The 18,172-nt window shown below is 63.6% G+C and carries 23 protein-coding genes, 1 tRNA gene and 1 pseudogene; 5 read left to right on the forward strand and 20 right to left on the reverse strand.

The window, feature by feature from the left end; all coding sequences use genetic code 11:
• Position 1: 1 nt before the first annotated feature.
• Together NKJ18_RS13755 and NKJ18_RS13760 are read right to left on the reverse strand one after the other, a co-directional pair.
• Positions 2 to 208 carry a hypothetical protein gene (locus NKJ18_RS13755; protein ID WP_023698078.1) on the reverse strand — a complete coding sequence of 69 codons (207 nt, stop codon included), beginning with the start codon at positions 206 to 208 and terminating at the stop codon, positions 2 to 4.
• A gap of 74 nt (positions 209 to 282) precedes the next feature.
• The gene (locus NKJ18_RS13760) at positions 283 to 582 is read right to left on the reverse strand and encodes a DUF1236 domain-containing protein (protein ID WP_023698077.1); all 300 of its coding nucleotides are present in this window, start codon (positions 580 to 582) and stop codon (positions 283 to 285) included.
• 206 nt (positions 583 to 788) lie between these two features.
• Here NKJ18_RS13760 and NKJ18_RS13765 point away from each other — a divergent pair, with 206 nt between their 5' ends.
• The 3 genes from NKJ18_RS13765 to NKJ18_RS13775 all read left to right on the forward strand — a co-directional run bounded on the left by NKJ18_RS13765 (position 789) and on the right by NKJ18_RS13775 (position 1,921).
• Complete coding sequence (locus tag NKJ18_RS13765) at positions 789 to 1,019, forward strand: hypothetical protein (protein ID WP_033001362.1); 231 nt, start codon at positions 789 to 791, stop codon at positions 1,017 to 1,019.
• 48 nt (positions 1,020 to 1,067) lie between these two features.
• On the forward strand, positions 1,068 to 1,376 hold the full coding sequence (locus NKJ18_RS13770) for a DUF1236 domain-containing protein (protein ID WP_023672071.1): 309 nt from the start codon (positions 1,068 to 1,070) through the stop codon (positions 1,374 to 1,376).
• Positions 1,377 to 1,576: 200 nt separating this feature from the next.
• Entirely contained in the window at positions 1,577 to 1,921 is a 345-nt protein-coding gene (locus NKJ18_RS13775) for a low affinity iron permease family protein (RefSeq protein ID WP_023672069.1), read from the forward strand.
• Between the two features lie 102 nt (positions 1,922 to 2,023).
• Here NKJ18_RS13775 and NKJ18_RS13780 read toward each other — a convergent pair.
• The 9 genes from NKJ18_RS13780 to NKJ18_RS13820 all read right to left on the reverse strand — a co-directional run bounded on the left by NKJ18_RS13780 (position 2,024) and on the right by NKJ18_RS13820 (position 11,067).
• Positions 2,024 to 2,108, reverse strand: a tRNA-Leu gene (locus NKJ18_RS13780).
• Positions 2,109 to 2,407: 299 nt separating this feature from the next.
• Positions 2,408 to 3,028, reverse strand: coding sequence for a 2,3-bisphosphoglycerate-dependent phosphoglycerate mutase (locus tag NKJ18_RS13785; protein WP_352758429.1), 621 nt, complete (start codon positions 3,026 to 3,028; stop codon positions 2,408 to 2,410).
• A 27-nt stretch (positions 3,029 to 3,055) separates the two neighbouring features.
• Complete coding sequence (dapB, locus tag NKJ18_RS13790) at positions 3,056 to 3,877, reverse strand: 4-hydroxy-tetrahydrodipicolinate reductase (protein ID WP_352758431.1); 822 nt, start codon at positions 3,875 to 3,877, stop codon at positions 3,056 to 3,058.
• Positions 3,874 to 5,733, reverse strand: a complete 1,860-nt coding sequence (locus NKJ18_RS13795) for an ABC transporter ATP-binding protein (protein WP_023681221.1) — start codon at positions 5,731 to 5,733, stop codon at positions 3,874 to 3,876. Before NKJ18_RS13795 ends, dapB begins: the two co-directional genes overlap by 4 nt.
• A gap of 279 nt (positions 5,734 to 6,012) precedes the next feature.
• Positions 6,013 to 7,032, reverse strand: a complete 1,020-nt coding sequence (locus NKJ18_RS13800; RefSeq protein ID WP_023710339.1) for a glucokinase — start codon at positions 7,030 to 7,032, stop codon at positions 6,013 to 6,015.
• 152 nt (positions 7,033 to 7,184) lie between these two features.
• On the reverse strand, positions 7,185 to 8,267 hold the full coding sequence (gene mepA / locus NKJ18_RS13805; RefSeq protein ID WP_502906162.1) for a penicillin-insensitive murein endopeptidase: 1,083 nt from the start codon (positions 8,265 to 8,267) through the stop codon (positions 7,185 to 7,187).
• A 46-nt stretch (positions 8,268 to 8,313) separates the two neighbouring features.
• Positions 8,314 to 9,243, reverse strand: a complete 930-nt coding sequence (locus tag NKJ18_RS13810; RefSeq protein WP_023710340.1) for an SDR family oxidoreductase — start codon at positions 9,241 to 9,243, stop codon at positions 8,314 to 8,316.
• The gene (gene queG, locus NKJ18_RS13815) at positions 9,240 to 10,394 is read right to left on the reverse strand and encodes a tRNA epoxyqueuosine(34) reductase QueG (protein WP_023710341.1); all 1,155 of its coding nucleotides are present in this window, start codon (positions 10,392 to 10,394) and stop codon (positions 9,240 to 9,242) included. Before queG ends, NKJ18_RS13810 begins: the two co-directional genes overlap by 4 nt.
• A complete protein-coding gene (locus NKJ18_RS13820) occupies positions 10,375 to 11,067 on the reverse strand; it encodes a glutathione S-transferase family protein (RefSeq protein WP_023672063.1) in 693 nt (230 codons plus the stop codon). Before NKJ18_RS13820 ends, queG begins: the two co-directional genes overlap by 20 nt.
• A 169-nt stretch (positions 11,068 to 11,236) precedes the next feature.
• On the opposite strand from NKJ18_RS13820, the gene NKJ18_RS13825 reads away from it, so the two are divergent.
• A complete protein-coding gene (locus NKJ18_RS13825; protein ID WP_023745885.1) occupies positions 11,237 to 12,043 on the forward strand; it encodes an undecaprenyl-diphosphate phosphatase in 807 nt (268 codons plus the stop codon).
• 175 nt (positions 12,044 to 12,218) lie between these two features.
• Here NKJ18_RS13825 and NKJ18_RS13830 read toward each other — a convergent pair whose 3' ends face one another.
• The gene (locus tag NKJ18_RS13830) at positions 12,219 to 12,596 is read right to left on the reverse strand and encodes a YraN family protein (RefSeq protein ID WP_023745884.1); all 378 of its coding nucleotides are present in this window, start codon (positions 12,594 to 12,596) and stop codon (positions 12,219 to 12,221) included.
• Entirely contained in the window at positions 12,589 to 13,497 is a 909-nt protein-coding gene (gene rsmI / locus NKJ18_RS13835; protein ID WP_023816139.1) for a 16S rRNA (cytidine(1402)-2'-O)-methyltransferase, read from the reverse strand. Before rsmI ends, NKJ18_RS13830 begins: the two co-directional genes overlap by 8 nt.
• A 173-nt stretch (positions 13,498 to 13,670) precedes the next feature.
• On the opposite strand from rsmI, the gene NKJ18_RS13840 reads away from it, so the two are divergent.
• On the forward strand, positions 13,671 to 13,856 hold the full coding sequence (locus NKJ18_RS13840) for a hypothetical protein (RefSeq protein WP_023687558.1): 186 nt from the start codon (positions 13,671 to 13,673) through the stop codon (positions 13,854 to 13,856).
• Positions 13,857 to 13,935: 79 nt separating this feature from the next.
• Here the strand turns inward: NKJ18_RS13840 and NKJ18_RS13845 are convergent.
• The 7 genes and pseudogenes from NKJ18_RS13845 to rph form a co-directional block, all read right to left on the reverse strand.
• A pseudogene (locus tag NKJ18_RS13845) lies at positions 13,936 to 14,070 on the reverse strand (EamA family transporter); the annotation flags it as partial.
• 205 nt (positions 14,071 to 14,275) lie between these two features.
• Positions 14,276 to 14,581 (reverse strand): low molecular weight protein tyrosine phosphatase family protein, encoded by a 306-nt coding sequence (locus NKJ18_RS13850; protein WP_031197422.1) that lies wholly within the window; start codon positions 14,579 to 14,581, stop codon positions 14,276 to 14,278.
• Between the two features lie 3 nt (positions 14,582 to 14,584).
• Positions 14,585 to 14,956 carry a hypothetical protein gene (locus NKJ18_RS13855; protein WP_023672057.1) on the reverse strand — a complete coding sequence of 124 codons (372 nt, stop codon included), beginning with the start codon at positions 14,954 to 14,956 and terminating at the stop codon, positions 14,585 to 14,587.
• Positions 14,957 to 15,024: 68 nt separating this feature from the next.
• Complete coding sequence (gene hemW / locus NKJ18_RS13860; protein ID WP_023681230.1) at positions 15,025 to 16,182, reverse strand: radical SAM family heme chaperone HemW; 1,158 nt, start codon at positions 16,180 to 16,182, stop codon at positions 15,025 to 15,027.
• A complete protein-coding gene (gene rdgB / locus NKJ18_RS13865; protein ID WP_023692946.1) occupies positions 16,182 to 16,829 on the reverse strand; it encodes an RdgB/HAM1 family non-canonical purine NTP pyrophosphatase in 648 nt (215 codons plus the stop codon). Before rdgB ends, hemW begins: the two co-directional genes overlap by 1 nt.
• A complete protein-coding gene (locus tag NKJ18_RS13870) occupies positions 16,829 to 17,239 on the reverse strand; it encodes a VOC family protein (protein WP_023672054.1) in 411 nt (136 codons plus the stop codon). Before NKJ18_RS13870 ends, rdgB begins: the two co-directional genes overlap by 1 nt.
• A 190-nt stretch (positions 17,240 to 17,429) precedes the next feature.
• The gene (rph, locus tag NKJ18_RS13875; protein ID WP_023672052.1) at positions 17,430 to 18,146 is read right to left on the reverse strand and encodes a ribonuclease PH; all 717 of its coding nucleotides are present in this window, start codon (positions 18,144 to 18,146) and stop codon (positions 17,430 to 17,432) included.
• Positions 18,147 to 18,172 lie beyond the last annotated feature (26 nt).

An 18,172-nucleotide genomic window follows, 5' to 3' on the forward strand; every position in this document is an offset into this window, starting at 1 on the left:
CTTACAAGCCTTCCGGCTGGTCCTCGAGGACGAACGAAGCTGCAATCAGGTCATCGCCGCTGATGCGGCCACTGCCGCCAACCATGATGGATGCGACTTTCTGAAAGGTCTTCATGTCGGCCTCTGTTATGCGCGCATCGCGCATTCTCGCCCTGAGCGAACCCAGGCGGGCATCGAGGGCTGGCGATGTCTCGACGTCATCGATCATCTTCGATCATCCTGGAGCGCAATGTTAAATCCGCAGCCCGCCGCCATGGTCGGCGGCGGGCTGCAGCTATTCGATCAGTCGTAGACCTTCACAATTTTCCGGGTGCCGGGGTCGACCAGGACGGTGCGGTTGTCGACCACGACATAGCGGTATTTGACGTTGGGAACTTCGTGCAGCTCGACCGTATCAGGCAAGGCACTGCCGACGTTCAGCTCCACGCCCGGGATCTTCACCGAAGCCAGCGGCTGCTTTTTCACATATTCGCGGACGACCGTATCCTGCTCCGGTGTGATGACGACATCCTGAGCTGCGGCGCCGCCGACGCCAGCCAAAAGCAACAAGCCTGCAGCGGCACTTGCAAAGTGGATTTTCATGGTTTTCTCCTCGCGTAATCCGGCGACGGCACCACGCCTGTTCGCCGAGGGACCGAACTTGAGATCAGCCAGATTGTTCCTATGACTTCAGTCCGCGGCGAACCAGACCAAAGTCGGATATCAGCTAAGACCCAAGTCCCGAGGCGGAACGTTCAAGCGGGGCAGGCGTTTCCCAAATGCAACTAAATAAAACAGGAGAGGAACACATGGCCGACGGCCCAACTGTTGTTAATTCTGGTGGTGGGGGCGGCACTGCGATTGCTGTTGTTCTTGCACTTATTGCAGTCGTAGTATTGCTTATTTTTACCGGCGTCATCAATATCCGCGGCGACGGCGGCAAGGATATCAACGTCAAGGTTGAAGCGCCAAAGGTGGAAGCTCCGGCTGCACCCGCAAAGCCTGCGGCACCTGCCCCAGCCCCTGCGAGTGGCGGCTGATCTGCTCGTATCCACGCTTCCGAACTGACCTATGAAAAGGAAATTCCCATGACCAGATATTTCGTCAGCGCCGCCGGCGCCCTCGTCCTTATGGCGGGCATCGGCACCTCGTTTGCCGAGGACGTTATTGTTCTCAAGCCCGAACAACAGACGGTCGTTCGCGAATATATCCATAAGCAGAAGCTGGCATCAGTCAGTTTGCTCGGCGTCGAACTCAACGTCGGCACGGCACTTCCCGACACTGTCGAGCTCCACGCAATCGACGTTCCGGATGTCCGCTACAAGTATACGGTTGTCGGAGATCATGCGGTTCTCGTCGATCCCGACACGCGCAAGGTCGTGCAGATCATCGAGTAACGCGCGAGCCCGCCGCTCCGATCAGGAGCGGCGGGCTTTGGCTGCGCTGTGAAGGCTCTACGGGCAGCCGTTTTCTGAACGGGAGGATGTCTGATGTTTAGCGACAAGGAAACTTGGGTCCTGGAAGCTGCCTTACTCGCAGCAATTCCAATTTGCGTAGCCGTCACCGCACTCGTGGCATTTTTGACCGCGGCCTGGATATGAACCGCTTCCTCTTTGTGATGGGCGACTTTCTATCCCGGCCACCGGGCTTCTATGTCCTTCTTGTAGCCATGCTGCTCTGTACTGCGTTGGTGCCATTCGGCCTGACCAATGTGGTCACCTACGCATTGTCGGTAGCGGCCATCGTGATCACCGGCGTTGTGCTGATCCAGGGTTACCGCGACACGGCCGCCATCCACGCCAAGCTTGATGAGATTATCGTTTCGCTGAATGAGACCAGAAACGATGTCGTCGGCTTGGAGCATGCCGAGCCGGAGGAGATTCGGGAGAAGCTCCAGACACTCGAAGAAGAAGCAATGAAAGCGGTTCGCCCGCCGCATTGACCCTCCGCTGGACTATCTGTCATCCATCAGCAAAAAAGCCCGGGAAACCGGGCTTTTTTGCTTCGCGTCTAAATCATTTCGGACTTATCCGAAACGGGAATTTGGTGCCCAGAAGAGGACTCGAACCTCCACTCCTTGCGGAACACGGACCTGAACCGTGCGCGTCTACCAATTCCGCCATCTGGGCTGGTGCGGGCTCATGTAAGCGGGCAAACGATATGTGTCAACGCGCTTTTTCGAGGGCCGCTGCCTGCCGGCTTAGTTTCCCGGGGGTCAGCGCCGCCCCTCACCTGCCTGCCGGCATCCTCTCCCCGTACAGTGACGGGGAGAGGGGCGCTCTCATCGATGAATTTCGCCAGTCACCTGCGTCACAAGAAGAGCGCCGAGGCTGCGGCCAGCCCTTTCTCCCCGTCACTATACGGGGAGAAATGCCCGGCAGGGTAATGAGGGGCAGCGCCGACTTGGCGAATGAGTTGGCCGAAAACCTCACCCCTCCAGCACGTCCTTCGACGCCACGGTGGAATCGGCGTTGAGCTTGTAGATCACCGGCACGCCGGTGCCGAGTTCGAGCTTGACGATCTGCTCGCCGCTCTTGCCGTCCAGCGCCATGATCAGTGCGCGCAGCGAATTGCCATGCGCGGCGACCAGCACGGTGCCACCCTTCAGCACATGCGACTGCATGTCGTGCAGGTAATAGGGCCAGACGCGGGCGCCGGTGTCCTTCAGGCTTTCGCCGCCGGGCGGCGGCACGTCGTAGGAGCGGCGCCAGATGTGCACCTGCTCTTCGCCCCACTTCTGACGCGCGTCGTCCTTGTTGAGACCGGAGAGGTCGCCATAGTCGCGCTCGTTCAGCGCCTGGTCTCGGATCGTCTTCAAATCGCTCTGGCCGACCGCGTCGAGAATGTGCTGGCAGGTCTTCTGCGCCCGGATCAGCGCCGAGGTGAAGGCAATGTCGAATTTCAAGCCGCGTGCCTTGAGCTTCTGGCCGGCTTCCTTGGCCTCCTTGTGGCCTTGCTCGGTAAGGTCGACATCGCGCCAGCCGGTGAACAGGTTCTTCAGGTTCCATTCGCTCTGGCCGTGGCGCACGAGCACGAGAGTTCCCGACATGTTTGCTCCTTCAAAATTATGGATAGTTTAGCTCAAGCCGAGCACGTCCCGCATGGAATAAAGTCCGGGCTTTTTACCGCGCGCCCAGAGCGCGGCCTTGACCGCGCCGCGGGCAAAGATGGCGCGGTCCTCGGCATGGTGCGACAGCGTGATGCGCTCGCCGGTCCCGGCCAGGATGACGCTGTGGTCGCCGACCACCGAGCCACCGCGCAAGCTGGCAAAGCCGATCGTTCCTGGCTTGCGCACGCCGGTATGGCCGTCGCGTGACCGCACATCGTTGCCGGCAAGGGAAATGCCGCGTCCCGCCGCCGCCGCTTCGCCGAGCAGCAAGGCGGTGCCCGAGGGCGCGTCGACCTTGTGCTTGTGATGCATTTCGAGGATCTCGATGTCGAAATCCTCTGGACCGAGCGCGCGCGCGGCCTGCTCGACCAGCACCGCCAGAAGATTGACGCCGAGGCTCATATTGCCGGATTTGACGATCGTCGCGTGGCGCGCCGCGGCCTCGATCCTGGCGTCGTCTTCCGCCGAGCAGCCGGTGGTGCCGATGACATGGGCAATGCGTGCCTGCGCGGCATAGCCTGCGAATTCGACGGTGGCTGCCGGCATGGTGAAATCGAGCACGCCGTCGGCCTTGGCGAACACCGGCAGCGGATCGTCGCCGACCGTCACATTGATGATGCCGATGCCGGCAAGCTCGCCCGCATCCCTGCCGAGATAGGGCGATCCGGTTCGTTCGACCGCGCCGACGACGCGGGCGCCGGGGATCGAATGGATGGCGCGGATCAGCGTCTGGCCCATGCGGCCGGCCGCCCCCACCACCACCAGGCCCATTTCGCTGGATTCGCTCATGCTGTTCTCCCCACCGCCTTCTTGGCGCGGCTGCGCCGGACCGGAGTTTGGACGGGCTTCGAGTCGTCGACAAGCCCCAGTCCGTTCTTGCCTTGAATGCGGTGGAAGCGGGCGTAGACACTGTTTGGATCGGCCATCAGTGCGGCATGGGTGCCTTCCTCGACCAGGCGCCCCTCTTCAAGCACGATAATGTGGTCGGCGTTGACGACCGTCGACAGGCGATGCGCTATCACGATGGTGGTGCGCCCTTCCATCACGTGGGTCAGGGCCTCCTGGACGCGCGCCTCGGCCTCGTTGTCGAGCGCCGAGGTCGCTTCGTCGAGCAAAAGGATCGGCGCGTTGCGCACGATCGCCCGCGCAATCGAGACGCGCTGGCGCTGGCCGCCGGAAAGGGTCGAGCCGCCCTCGCCGACGGGCGTGTCGTAGCCCTGCGGCTGCTGACGGATGAACTCGTCGGCCGCCGCCAGCACCGCCGCCCGCTCGATCTCGGCGTCGGTCGCCGAAAGTCGGCCAAAACGGATGTTGTCGCGTATGCTGCCTTCGAACAGATAGGGCGCCTGCGAGACATAGGCGATCGAGCCGCGCAGCGAGTGCTTGGTGACTTTGGAAATGTCCTGGCCATCGATCTCGATCGAACCCTTGTCGACATCGTAGAAGCGCTGCAGCAGCGCCACGAGCGTCGTCTTGCCGGCACCCGAGGCCCCGACCACCGCCGTAACCTTGCCGGCCGCGGCGGTGAAACTCAGGTTCCTGATCACCGGCATGTCGGCGCTGTAGCCGAACGTCACATTGTCGAAGCGAACCTCGCCGGTGGTGATCCTGGCTTCGACCGCGTCGGGCGCATCGCCCTGTTTAGGCTCCAGGTCGAGCAGCTCGTAAATCATCCGGGCGTTGACCAGGGCACGTTCCATACCGACCTGCGTACGAGCCAGGCGCCGTGCCGGATCGTAGGCCATGATCAGCGCGGTGATGAAGGAAAACACAGCGCCTGGTGGTTGTCCGAGCACCAGCGCCCGGTAGCCGGAATAGGCAAGGACGGAGGTAATGGCGAGACCGCCCAAAATCTCGGAAATCGGCGACAGCCGCTCCGCGACCCGGGCGATCTTGTTGTTACGCTGCTCGGCCGTATCGGCCATGATGCCGATCCGGCGCGCCAGCTCGGCTTCCAGGGTGAAGGCCTTGACGATGGCGATGCCTTGCGTGGCCTCCTGTACGGACCCGTTCAGCCGCGAGTTGATCAGCACCGATTCCCGGTTGATGCGCCGCAATCGGCGGGTGATGTAGACGACGGCCCAGATCAGCGGCGGCCCGATCAGCAGCGAGCTGAGCGACAACACCGGATCCTGGTAGATCATGACGCCGACGAGGGCGATCAGCGAGACCGCGTCGCGGCTGATGGAGGTCAGCGTCAGCGACAGCAGATCGCGAACGCCGCCGACATTCTCGTTGACCTGTGCCGCCAGCCGACCGGAACGCGTATCGTTGAAGAAGTCGACGCCGAGCTTCATCAGGTGGTCGAAGCTGCGCTTCTGGTAGCGGGCGACCAGATTGTTGCCGATCTTGGCCAACGCGACCGCCTGGCCGTAACCGGCGAAGCCGCGCAGCACGGAGGCGGCCATGAACCCGGCGCAGATCCAGACGATCATGTCGCCGCGTCGTTCGTAGAAGATCTCGTTGATCATCGGGGCCATGATCCACGCCGTGAAGGCGGTGGTGGCGGAAACAATCAGCAGGCAGCCGACGGCAACGACATAGGTCCAGCGATATTCACTGCCGTTTTCGGCCAGGATGCGGCGCAGCACCGCAGTGACCTCAGCTGGCTGGACTTTCAGTTTGAGTGGACTTTGAGCGGTCAAATCGCGGGCGCTTCGTGGTTTGCTAGAGCATGATGCCGAAAAGTGTGAAGCGGTTTTCGGACGACATCATGCTCTATCTCTTTGATTTAGAGCCGGATTCAGATTTCAGGTCGATTCGATCCGAAATCATCAGGCCCTAGGGATGCCAGGCTGGAATTCGGCCCCTCTTAGCGCCCCGGCTACGGCTTGCCTATGGCGAAACTTCGTCGCGGCCCGAGGTTGGGGTCACGAAAGCGGCAGCCATTTCCAAGAAAATACCCGTTTTCGGGACGAAATGGATCATGCCCGCCAGCGCCGCCCCGCGGTCTGGACGCCGAACAGCGAAGGGTTGCGGGCATAGGCGGCAAGGCCCAGAAGTGCCGCCAGCGGGTGGGTGATGACATAGACCGGCATCGAGGCCATCAGCGCGCTGTGCGGCGCCTTGTCCTCGAAGGCGGCGCGGAAATTGCCTTCCTTCAGCGCGGGCACGATCTTTTGCGCGATGCCGCCGGTCAAGAACACGCCGCCGCGGCTCATGAACACCAGCGCGAGGTCGCCGGCGGTGCGGCCGAGGCAGGTGACGAACAGCGCCAGCGCTTCCTCGGCGACCGCATCGGTCTTGGCCAGGGCCGCCCCGGTGATTTCGGCCGGCGTGGTGAACGGCGCCGGCTTGCCGTCGGCCTTGGCGACCGCCCGGTAGACATTGACCAGACCGCGCCCGCACAGGATCTGCTCGCCCGAAATGCGGCCGTCCAGCTTTTCGATATGCGGGAACACCTCGAAATCGCGCGGCGTCCGCGGACCGATATCCATGTGGCCGCCTTCGCCAGGCACCGGTATCCAGTGGTGGAGGGCATGAACCAACCCAGCGACGCCGAGGCCGGTGCCGGGACCGAGCACGACACGCCCGGCATTCTCCTCCGGCGTGCCGCCGCCGATCTTTTCCATGTGCTCTTCGCCGAGCGCCACGACGGCCAGCGCCTGCGCCTCGAAATCGTTGAGCACGACGATGTCGCCCAGGCCCAGATTGGCAAACATCTGCTTCGGCTTCACCACCCAGGGACAATTGGTAAGCGGGATCTCGTCGCCATCGACTGGTCCGGCGATGGCCAGCACTGCCGAATTCGGCCGGATGGACGACCGGTCGAGCACCGCCGCCTGGATCGCCTCGTCTATGGTGGCGAAATTGGCGGTTTGCACGATATGCGGCTCACCGGCTTCCGAATTTGCGTCGAGCACGATCGAAAAGCGCGCATTGGTGCCGCCGATGTCGCCGATCAGCACTGGAAACCGCAACGCGGTGTCGTCGTCGCCTGACATGCTCTTGCTCGTCCCCTTTGCGGCGCCGTTGCGACCGTTTCAATCGCCCGGTTTTCAATCGCCCGGTTTTTCAATCGCCCGGTGTTCAATCGCCCGGTGTTCAATCGATTGACTAGCGCATGGCCCCGGAAAGGGAAAGCGTCAGTTCGCCATCACTGTCCGACGTTTGCCGGCGGCCGTCGCCTTGGCAGGGGAATGCCGATCTCCGGCGTGGCGGTGAAGGCGTTGGCTGCGTTTGGCAAGCCGCCCGCATTGCCCGCAATAGGCGGAGGCGCGTCGGGTTCCGGCGCCCTGGCGGCGATCGGCACGCCGCCGCCGCGATAGGTGACGGCTTCGGCCGAGTCCGCGTCGGGCTGGTCAAGCACGAACTGGCATTGTTTCGGCAGGTTCGCCATCGTCATCAGGTCGCGCGCCTTGGGCGCATCCGGGTTCTTGTTGGGGCGCCACGGCTCCTCGGTAAACCACCAGGCCAGCGGCTTGCCGCAGCCGTCATCGTCGGGCGTCGCTTCCTGTCCCTTGCAGTTGGGCGAACCCGGCTGGCAGCCGATGCGGATGTGGAAATGATAGTCATGGCCCCAGAACGGCCGGATTTTTCTCAGCCAGGTACGGTCGCCGGTGACGGTGTCGCACAGCTTCTTCTTGATCCCAGGATTGACCAGGATGCGCTCGACTTCCGGATAGCTCGCCGCGCGCTTCAACAGCTTGGTATGCAACGGCTTCCACAGCCTGTCCTTCACCAGATGCGTCTTGTCGTCGACCATCAGCGTGGCGCTGATGTTTTCGCGCTCCTGGGTGGTGAGCTTGCGGTCGGGCATTGGCGTCAGCCAGATGTCGGCGTCGAGGCCGATCTGGTGCGAGGCGTGCCCGGTCAGCATCGGCCCGCCGCGCGGCTGCGAAATGTCGCCGATCAGAAGCCCCGGCCAGCCGTCGGCGGCGGCATCGCGCGACAGTTTCTCGATCAGCGCAATCATCGTTGGATGACCCCAGCGCCGGTTGCGCGAGGGACGCATCACCTCCCAGTTCTGGCCGTCCATCGGAATGGCGACGCCGCCAGTGAAGCAGCCCTTTGAATAGAAGCCGAAGGATTGCGCCGCAGCCACCGCCGGCAGCTTCTTGGCGCCGAACAGGTCTTTTGCCCGTGGCTCGGCCGTGATTGCGCCCGCCACCAGCCCGGCCAGCGCCACGATCGCCAGCGCCGCCGTCAGGAACGGCCGTCTGCCGGTCAAGGATCGCATCGAAATCGTCATGAACCCCACTGCAAAAGTCCGCAACACAATCGAATCATATCACCCTCGGGCTCGCGTTTCGATTATCTACCTTCATCGGGCTGCGCGGCTCGCCGTCGCGCCAGCTGCCGTCGGCCCACATCCGATCGAACGCCTGGCGGTAGTCCGGATAGCGGAACCGGTAGCCCGCTGCCTTGATCGCGGCGTTGGCGACGCGCTTGTTCTCGCCATAGAAGGACCGCGCCATGGGCGAAAGTTGGGCGGTCTCGAAAGGAATCTCCGGCGGCGGCTCGACGCCCATCAGCGAAGCGGCATAGGTGACGACATCCTGCGGCGGCGCCGGCTCGTCATCGGTGATGTTGAAAATGCCGCCTCTATTGCCACCGATGAGGTGCCAGAGCGCGCCGGCGATGTCGTCGCAATGGATGCGGTTGAACACCTGGTCGGGCTTGACCAGCCGCCTGGCCGTGCCGTTTTCCAGATTGACCAGCGCGTTGCGACCCGGCCCGTAAATGCCGGAAAGCCGCAGGATGGCCACCGGCTTGCCGGTCTCGAGTCCAAGCTGCAGCCAGCCCCGCTCGGCCGCCACTCGCATCGACGAGCGTTTCGACACCGGCCGGCATTCGGCCGTTTCATCGACCCAGGCACCGTCATAATTGCCATAGACGCCGACGGTCGAGAGATAGCCGATCCAGCGAAGCGCCGGCATCGCCTCGATCGCCTTGCGCGCGGCGAGAAGCACAGGGTCGCCGGCCTCCTCCGGGGCTACGGAGATGACAAGATGGGTGGTGGTCTCCAGCGTTTCGCCGATTTCAGGTGTCAGGGCGCCGTGAAACAGCAGCGGCGCGATGCCGGCCTGACGCAATGCCTCGAATTTCTCGGCCGAGCGCGTGGTGCCGAAGATCGTAATCGCCTCCGCATTGGCCCGTGCAAAGGCTTTGCCCGAATAGCCGGCGCCGAAGATAAAAACCTGTTTTTCGCTCATGCGTGCGCCTCAATTGGCAATACGGACAGCCATTCGCCCCGCACTGTCGTGTCGGTTTCAGTGTTCGAGTAGATCGCCGCCTGCCTGTTGAATTCGGCGGCCGGCACCAGCCGCGACAGCGCCCAGATCGCCGCGCCGCGCACCAGCGGCGAGGCATCGCCAAGCAGATCGCGCACCGGGCCGGCCAGCGAAACATCGCCGGAATTGCCGGCGGCAACCAGCACATTGCGGACAAAGCGGTCGCGGCCGATGCGCTTGATCGGCGAGCCGGAGAAAAAGGTCCGGAACGCCGTGTCGTCTAGCTGCAACAGCTCGCCCAGCGGCGGCTCGCGCAGTTCGTCGCGGGCAGCAAGCTTGGCTTCCGAAGCGGCGCGGGCAAACTTGTTCCACGGGCAGGCGGCAAGGCAATCGTCGCAGCCATAGATGCGGTTGCCGATCTTTTCGCGGAATTCTTGCGGGATCGGCCCCTTGTTCTCGATGGTCAGGTAGGAGATGCAGCGCCTGGCATCGAGCCGGTAGGGCGCCGGAAAGGCATCGGTCGGGCAGGCGTCGAGGCAGGCGCGGCAGGAACCGCAATGGTCTACCTCGGTCGCATCTGGCGTGAGCTCCGCCGTGGTGAAGATGGTGCCGAGAAACAGCCAGGAGCCGTGCTCGCGGCTGACCAGATTGGTGTGCTTGCCTTGCCAGCCGAGCCCGGCGGCCTCAGCCAGCGGCTTTTCCATAACCGGGGCCGTATCGACGAAAACCTTCACGTCGCCGCCGGCCCGCGCGACGATCTTGCCGGCGATCTCCTTCAGCCGGCCCTTCATCACTTCGTGATAGTCGCGGTTTTGCGCATAGACCGAGATCGCGCCGCGATCGCGCCTTGCCTGCAGCGCACGCGGATCGTGGTCGGGGCCGTAATTCATTGCCAGCACGATGATCGAGCGCACCTCGGGCCACAGCGTCGAAGGCTCGCTGCGGCGTTGGAGCGTCTCCGCAATCCAAGCCATCGAACCGTGAAAACCATCGGCGACGAATTCTGCCAATCTGGCCGGCGCCAGCGGGATCGCGTCAGGCGTGGTGACGGCAACCGCATCGAAGCCGGCGCGCCGCGCCTCGGCGTCGATCAGCGCGCGCAGGGTTTGGCTTCTAGAAGTCGAGGTCCGCATAATGCGAAACCGGCGACAGGCCGCGAACCCGGTCGGAGAGCAGCGGCCGGAACGACGGCCGCGATTTCACCCGCGTGTACCATTCGCGCGCCGCGGCATGCTCGCGCCAATCGATCTCGCCGAGATAATCCAGCACCGACAGCGTCGCCGCTGCCGCCAGGTCGGCATAGGTGACCTTGCTGCCGGCCAGCCAATGACGGGTGCCGGCCAGCCAGTTGGTGTACTTCATGTGCTGGCGAATGTTGGCGCGCGCCGCGCGGATCGCCGCCGAATCGGGGGAACCGCCGCCCGCCGTTTCCGGCATCACCGGCTTCAGCACGCGCTCGCGCACCAGATGCCGGGTCACTTCGCTCTCGGCCTTGTTGAGATACCAGTCGGTCAGGCGGCGGATTTCGGCGCGCTGCATCGGGTCTTCCGCAAACAGGCGCTTGTCGCGCTTCAGGACACCACGTGTTTCGTCGAGATATTCAGCGATCACCATGGCGCCGACGATCGGCACGTCGCCTTCGGCCAGCAGGATAGGCAAGGTGCCGGCGGGGTTCAGCGCCAAAAACTCCTTGCGCCGCGTCCACGGTTTTTCCTCGATCAGCGCCAGCTCCTCGCCATATTCGCCGAAGGCGAGGCGCACGAAGCGGCAGGTGGCGAACATCGGGTGATGGAAAAGCGTCAGCATGATTCCGCGATATTAAGGCGCACTGGCGAATCGCCGTCCGCACCGGTAAGTCTTGGCGGCCCGTCATGCGGCCGTCACGGTGCTGCGACCTATAGGGGGACTTCCGTGCCGTGACAAGCAAGCCCTTTTGCCAGCCGTTTCCTTCCGTCCCTTGAATGCCGAGGTTGCCATGGATAGCCACACCATCGTCGAAGCCCTGCTGCTCGGCCTGCTGGAGGGGCTGACCGAGTTCATCCCGGTCTCCTCGACCGGCCATATCCTGCTCGCCGGCCATTTCCTCGGCTTCCATTCCACCGGCAAGGCGTTCGAGATCCTGATCCAGCTCGGCGCCATCCTGGCGATCCTCAGCGTCTATTTCCGCCGTCTGTGGCAGATGCTGCTCGACCTGCCGCATGATCGGCTGACGCGGCATTTCGTCATCGGCATCCTGATTGCCTTCCTGCCGGCCGCCATCATCGGCGCGCTGGCGCATGATTTCATCAAGACGGTGCTGTTCGAATCGCCAAGGCTGATCTGCATCATGCTGATCATCGGCGGCGTCGTGCTGCTGGTCGTCGACCGCATGAAGCTGCAGCCGGTCTACCGCGACGTCGAGCGCTTCCCGACAAGGCTTTATTTGCAAATCGGCCTGTTCCAGTGCCTGTCGCTGATCCCCGGGACGTCGCGCTCCGGTTCGACCATCGTCGGCGCGCTGCTGCTGGGCGTCGACAAGCGCGCGGCGGCGGAATTCTCCTTCTTCCTCGCCATACCGACCATGGTCGGCGCCTTCGCCTTCGATCTGTTCAAGAACCGCAACGTGCTGAGCAGCGCCGATCTGCCGATCATCGCCATCGGCTTCGTCGCCGCCTTCGTTACCGCGCTGATCGTCGTGCGCTTCCTGCTCGATTACGTCTCGCGCAACGGCTACTCGCTCTTCGGCTGGTGGCGCCTGGTGGTGGGCACTGTGGGGTTGGTGGCGCTGATGATCTGGGGGTGAGCTTTACCCTCCCCCTTGTGGGGGTCCGAAGGACGGGCGAGACAGGCGGCTCGCCCCGGTCAGTCGATCCGCAAAGCGGATCGGGGTGGGGGTCGGCGCCACACCCCCGCCCCGTTTCGCCAACGACGCGTCGCTTGCTCACCGACCCTCCCCACAAGGGGGAGGGTAAAGGCCGCTAACTCCTCCCATAAAACGCGTTCTCGACATGCACAGGCCAGCGCCAGGGCAGCACCGCGATCATGTCGAAGCGCATCGACAATCTGCCATAATCCGGTTGGCGCGACAGCCAGATGTCGGCCGCGCCCTCGATGCGGCGCTCCGATTCGTGGCCAATCGCCTCCATCGCTTCCATCAGCGTGCGCCGCGCCTTGACCTCGACGAACAGCACCAGGTCGCCGCGCCTGGCGATCAGGTCGATCTCGCCGAAGCGGGTGCGATGCCGGCGGGCGAGGATGCGATAACCTTTCAGCATCAGCGCCGCCGCCGCCAGCCACTCGCCGCGATGGCCGCGCCGATAGGCTTTTTGGCGGCTGGCGGCCGGGCGCTCAGCCACCTTCGCCTTCTCCAACCGCATCCCTGAGTTCCAGCAGCCGGCGGTAGAGCGACTGCTTCTGCCCGCCTGTCATCTTCGCCGCTTCCGCCGCCGCCTTGGACGCCGGCATTTCGGCGGCCAGCGACAGCAGCAGCCTGTCGATGTCGGCGGGTTGGTCGGCCTTGATCTCGGCGGGCCCGACGCAGATGACGATTTCGCCCTTCGGCGTATCGGCCGCCGCATAATAATCGGCCAGCGCCTGCAGCGTTCCCGTCCGCATCTCTTCGAAAGTCTTGGTCAGCTCGCGGCCGATGGCGGCCTTGCGCGCGCCGCCCAACGCCTCGACCATGGCGACCAGCGTTTCGGCCAGCCGGCGTGGCGACTCGAAGAAGATCAGCGTTGCCGGCACCGCCCTGAACGTTTCCAGCTTTGTCATCCGCTGCCCTGATTTCACCGGCAGAAACCCGGCAAACAGGAAGGCGTCGGACGGCAGGCCCGACGCCGTCAGCGCCGCCAGCGGCGCCGATGGGCCGGGGATCGGCACCACGCGCAGGCCGCGCTCCAGCGCTTCGCCGACCAGCCGGTAGCCTGGGTCGGAGATCAGCGGCGTGCCGGCATCCGAAATCAGCGCCACGCTCTGCCCGGCCTCGAGTGCCGCGATCAGCTTCGGCCCGGCCTCGCCGGCGTTGTGCTCGTGATAAGCGGTGGTGCGCCGCCGGATGCCGTAGCGATCGAGCAACACGCGCGAGACGCGAGTGTCCTCGCAGGCGACGATGTCGGCGGCGGCGAGCGTCTCCAGCGCGCGCAGCGTGATGTCGGAGAGGTTGCCGATCGGCGTCGCCACCAGATACAGCGCCGGCGCCAGCGACCGGACCGCGATCTCGGTCTGCCCGATCACATAGCTGCGCTTCTCGCCGGTCACCGGGGTCTCTCCATTTCGCCCTGTTTGGCACGGCGCGCGCCGGGTTGCAAAACTCCCGAACATCGAGCCAAACCTGACGCCGATGTAACCCGGCGGCCATGTCTTTGCCACAGTGGGGAACGAAAGCGTGGCTGGCGGATTGAATACCTGAGTCTCTTGAGGAGGAGGACAGGATGGACAGCCTGGAATTGCAGGACGTTTTCGAGCCCTATTATGCCGAGCGCAAGCGCTTCACTGCGCGAAAGGGCAAGCGTGCGCTCGCCGAAAGCGACACCGGCCTGGCCAGTCGGGCGGCCACCGCCTTGCCGACGAATGTCAGGCTTTCGGACAACAAACCGGACAGCACGACGGAGCACTGACCGTACGATGCCCAATCGTTTCGATATCTTCATCACCCGTCTTGAAACGAAGAGCGCCCGCGAAGGCGCGCCGCCGCATCCGATGAACGACCAGAACAGCGTCCGCCGGGACAAGAGCGACGCCAAGCCGGCCCGGACCGGAGAGGCGCATGCCGAGAAACACCGCGGCAAGCGCCGCTTCAAGCACGACGCTTAGTTTGTCGATCGGTGCAACATCGTCATCCTAGGGCGAAGCAAGGAGCGAAGTGACGCGGCGCAGACCCTATGATCCATTCCGTGACCTCTGCCGAAGGATGCAGCGGCGCAGAATTCTGAACCGCTGCAGCGCCTTAACCTCGCGGCAAATCCCGGGTGAAGCCCGAGGATGGCGAACGCGGGCGTGGAACGCCCCAACCACATCAGTCAGCCCAGGTATCGCGTCACCTCACCTCCAGCAATCGCACCAACTCCGGATCCATGAATCCGTAATCATCCGGGATGTCGAGGCAGATGACGCGGGCCTTCTTCAGGCTCTCCTTGAATTTCTTCTGCAGCTTGGTGCGGTGCGCCTTTTCCATCACGAAGACGATGTCGGCCCAGGCGACCAGCTCATGCGTCAGCGGCGTGTCTGCATCGTGATTGGTGCCGGCCGACTCGACCTCGATATCCCTACGTTTGGAGAACACCTGCTCGGCGGTCGGGCTGCGCAAGCGGTTCTGGCTGCAGACGAACAGGACGTTCTTCACCGACTACTCATCCCAGATTTTACGCAGATTTTTGCTGAGAGGGATGTACTGATCAAATGTGAGTCCATTCAGATCAAACTCGAGCAACTCATCCTTGGCGATCCCGCGAAGTTTATTTCCAATATATGTTATGAAACTGAGGACAACGCTGAATTCGCTCAAGTGGGTCAATTTTAGTTTCGATGTGACCGTTGCGTTCCTGATGAAAATCGCCTGAGCCTCAAAGAGGTCGTCTTGCTCTGGAGATCTCAAGATTTCGGTCAATCCAAACTCGAACACATCATCCGTGTTCAATGTCATCAAGGTCTCGTGGATCAGGAACGTCATCGCAGGAGTCACCTCGGATGCGGCGCTGGCACGCCAGCGGTTCAACAAGTCGACTTTCTAACATCCTTGCTCAAGCCGATAAATCGTCCAACAGCCCGGCCATTTGCCCTGTGGGCTCACCGCGCCAAATCCGCCACCACGGCATCGAGCACGATCATGCCGGCTGGCGTGGCGCGTAGCCTGGCATTGCCGATCGGCGCCACCAGCCCCTCATCCTGCAGCACGGTCAGCCGGGCGCTCGACAGGCCGCGCCCGGAAAACGCCTCGTAGCGGGAAAGGTCGATGCCTTCGGCCAACCTCAGCCCCATCAGCAGGAACTCGTCGGCCTCTTCGGAGCGCGTCAGGATCTCGCCGCCGGTGACGCCATGGCCCCTGGCCTCCACCAGATTGGCCCAGGTCTCCGGCATCCGCTCGGCGATCGTCACGGTGCGGTGGCCGTTCTCGATAAAGCGGCCATGCGCGCCCGGTCCGACGCCGACATATTCGCCATAGCGCCAATAGGTCAGATTGTGCCGGCTCTCGGCGCCCGGCCTGGCGTGGTTGGAAATCTCATAGGCCGGCAGGCCATGCGCTGCGGTGATCTCCTGCGTCAGCGCATAGAGATCGGCGGCCCGGTCATTATCGGGGATGATGAATTTGTTCGCCGCATGAAGGGCATGGAACGGCGTGCCTTCTTCGATGGTCAGCTGGTAGAGCGACAGATGGTCGGCGGCATGGCCGATCGCCTGTTCGAGCTCCGCCTGCCAGTCGTCCAGCGTCTGGCCGGGGCGGGCGTAGATCAGGTCGAAGGAAAGTCTTGGGAATATGTCCCGTGCCAGGCCAATTGCATGCAGCGCCTCGTCGACATTGTGCAGCCGGCCGAGGAAGCGCAGATCCTTGTCGTTCAGCGCCTGCACGCCGAGCGACACACGGTTGACGCCGGCGGCGCGGTAGCCGCGAAATCGCTCGGCCTCGACCGAGGACGGATTGGCTTCCAGCGTCACCTCGATGCCGTCGGGCACCGTCCAGTTCTTCGCCACGGCGTCCAGCACCGCCGCCACCGTCTGCGGCTGCATCAGCGACGGTGTGCCGCCGCCGAGAAAGATACTGGTCACTTCGCGCGGCCCGGTCCGCTCGCTCATGGTCTTCAGCTCGTTCTCGAAGGCGCGGGCAAAGCGCTCCTGGTCGACCGGCTGGTGACGGACATGGCTGTTGAAGTCGCAATACGGGCATTTGGCCGCGCAGAACGGCCAATGGATGTAGACCCCGAAGCCCGGGCTGCGGTCCAGCGACATTAAGCTGAGCCTAACCTGGCGCGGGCGAATTTCTGGAAGGCGCGGGCGCGGTGCGACAGCGCCGTCGGCTGACCGGGCTTCCAGCCGTGTTTTTCCTCAGCGCTCATCTCGCCGAACGTCTTGTCGAAACCGTCGGGCAAAAACACCGGGTCGTAGCCGAAGCCCAGTTCGCCGCGCGGCGGCCACACCAGCGTTCCCTCAGCTTCGCCGCGATAATATTCAGCCTCGCCATTGGGGAAGGCCAGGCAGATGACGGCGACGAACCGCCCCTTGCGCTGCGCTGGCTTGGCGGCGCCGACCTCCTGCAAGGCCACTTCGGTGCGCTGCATGGCCATCCCGAAGTCGCGGCTGCCATCGGGAGCTTCGGCCCAATTGGCGGTGTAGACGCCGGGGGCGCCGTCGAGCGCGTCGACGCACAGGCCCGAATCGTCCGACAGCGCCGGCAGGCCGGTCGCCTTAGCCGCGGCGAAGGCCTTGATGTAGGCGTTTTCCTCGAAGGTGGTGCCGGTCTCCTCCGGTTCCGGCAGGCCGTAGTCCTTGGCCGACTTCGCCTCGAAGCCGAACGGACCCATCAAATCGGCGAATTCGCGCAGCTTGCCTTCATTGTGGCTGGCAACGACGATCTTCTTTCCATCGAGAGAATGCATCAAAGGCCCCAGATCCTTGGCTCGGCGAATTCGATCGAATTGCCCGAGGGGTCGCGTATGTAGATCGAACGCCCGCCCTGCGGCCATTCGAATTCGCTTTCGATGGCGATGTTTTTCGCCTCAAGTTGCGCCTTCCTCTGTGCGAGTTCATCCGCACTTGCGGCAAAGCAGAGATGGCCCTCGCCGACCGTGCCATGCGGCGGCACTTTCAGCCGCGCATCCGGTGCCGGCGGGATTTTGGTGGCTTCGGCGTTGAAGATGAGCAGTACGCCCGGGCCGCAGCGGAAGAAGAGATGGCGGCCGTCGACCTTGCCGAGGAGAGGGAGGCCGAGGACGTTGGAGTAGAAGGCTTCGGCAGCGGCGAGATCCGTGACGTAAAGCGCTGACTCAAGAATAGCGGAGGGTTGCATCAGGCGCCCCCCTCTGCCCTGCCGGGCATCTCCCCCGCAAGGGGGGAGATTGGCAGTTCCGCTGGCGGCGTCTCAACGTTGATGGTTGGCGAAAACGGTAGCGACCTCTGATCTCCCCCCTTGCGGGGGAGATGGCCGGCAGGCCAGAGGGGGGTGTGAAGGATCGCCGACGTCATCACGTTAAATTCAATCAGGCCACAGCCATCTGCTGCAAGCTCACCAGCCGCTGAATGCCCTTCTTTGCCAGGCCCATCAGCTCCGCGAACTGCCCTTCCGAGAACGGCTCGCCCTCGGCGGTGCCCTGGATCTCGACGATGCCGCCCTTGCCGGTCATGACGAAATTGGCGTCGGTGCCGGCAGATGAATCCTCGATGTAGTCGAGGTCGATGACCGGCTGGCCGTCATGGATGCCGCAGGAAATTGCCGCGACATGGTCTTTCAGCACCTTGGCAACGCTGGCCATCTGCCGCGCTTCCATCCAGCGCAGGCAATCGTAAAGCGCCACCCAGCCGCCGGTGATCGAGGCCGTGCGGGTGCCGCCATCGGCCTGGATGACGTCGCAGTCGACGGTGATCTGCTGTTCGCCCAGCGCCTGCAGGTCGACAACGGCGCGCAAGGAGCGGCCGATCAGCCGCTGGATTTCCAGCGTGCGGCCGCCTTGCTTGCCGGCCGAGGCTTCACGGCGCATGCGCTCGCCGGTCGAACGCGGCAGCATGCCGTATTCCGCCGTCACCCAGCCCTTGCCGGAATTGCGCATCCAGCCTGGCACCTTTTCCTCCAGGCTCGCCGTGCACAACACATGCGTGTCGCCGAATTTCACCAGGCACGAGCCTTCGGCGTGTTTGGAGACGCCGCGCTCGAAGGAGATGGCGCGCATTTCGTCGGCTTGGCGTTTGGAAGGGCGCATCGAGGCCTCTTTCTGTTCTTTTATGG

Source organism: Mesorhizobium sp. M0217 (genome assembly GCF_040321955.1).
GTDB lineage: Bacteria > Pseudomonadota > Alphaproteobacteria > Rhizobiales > Rhizobiaceae > Mesorhizobium.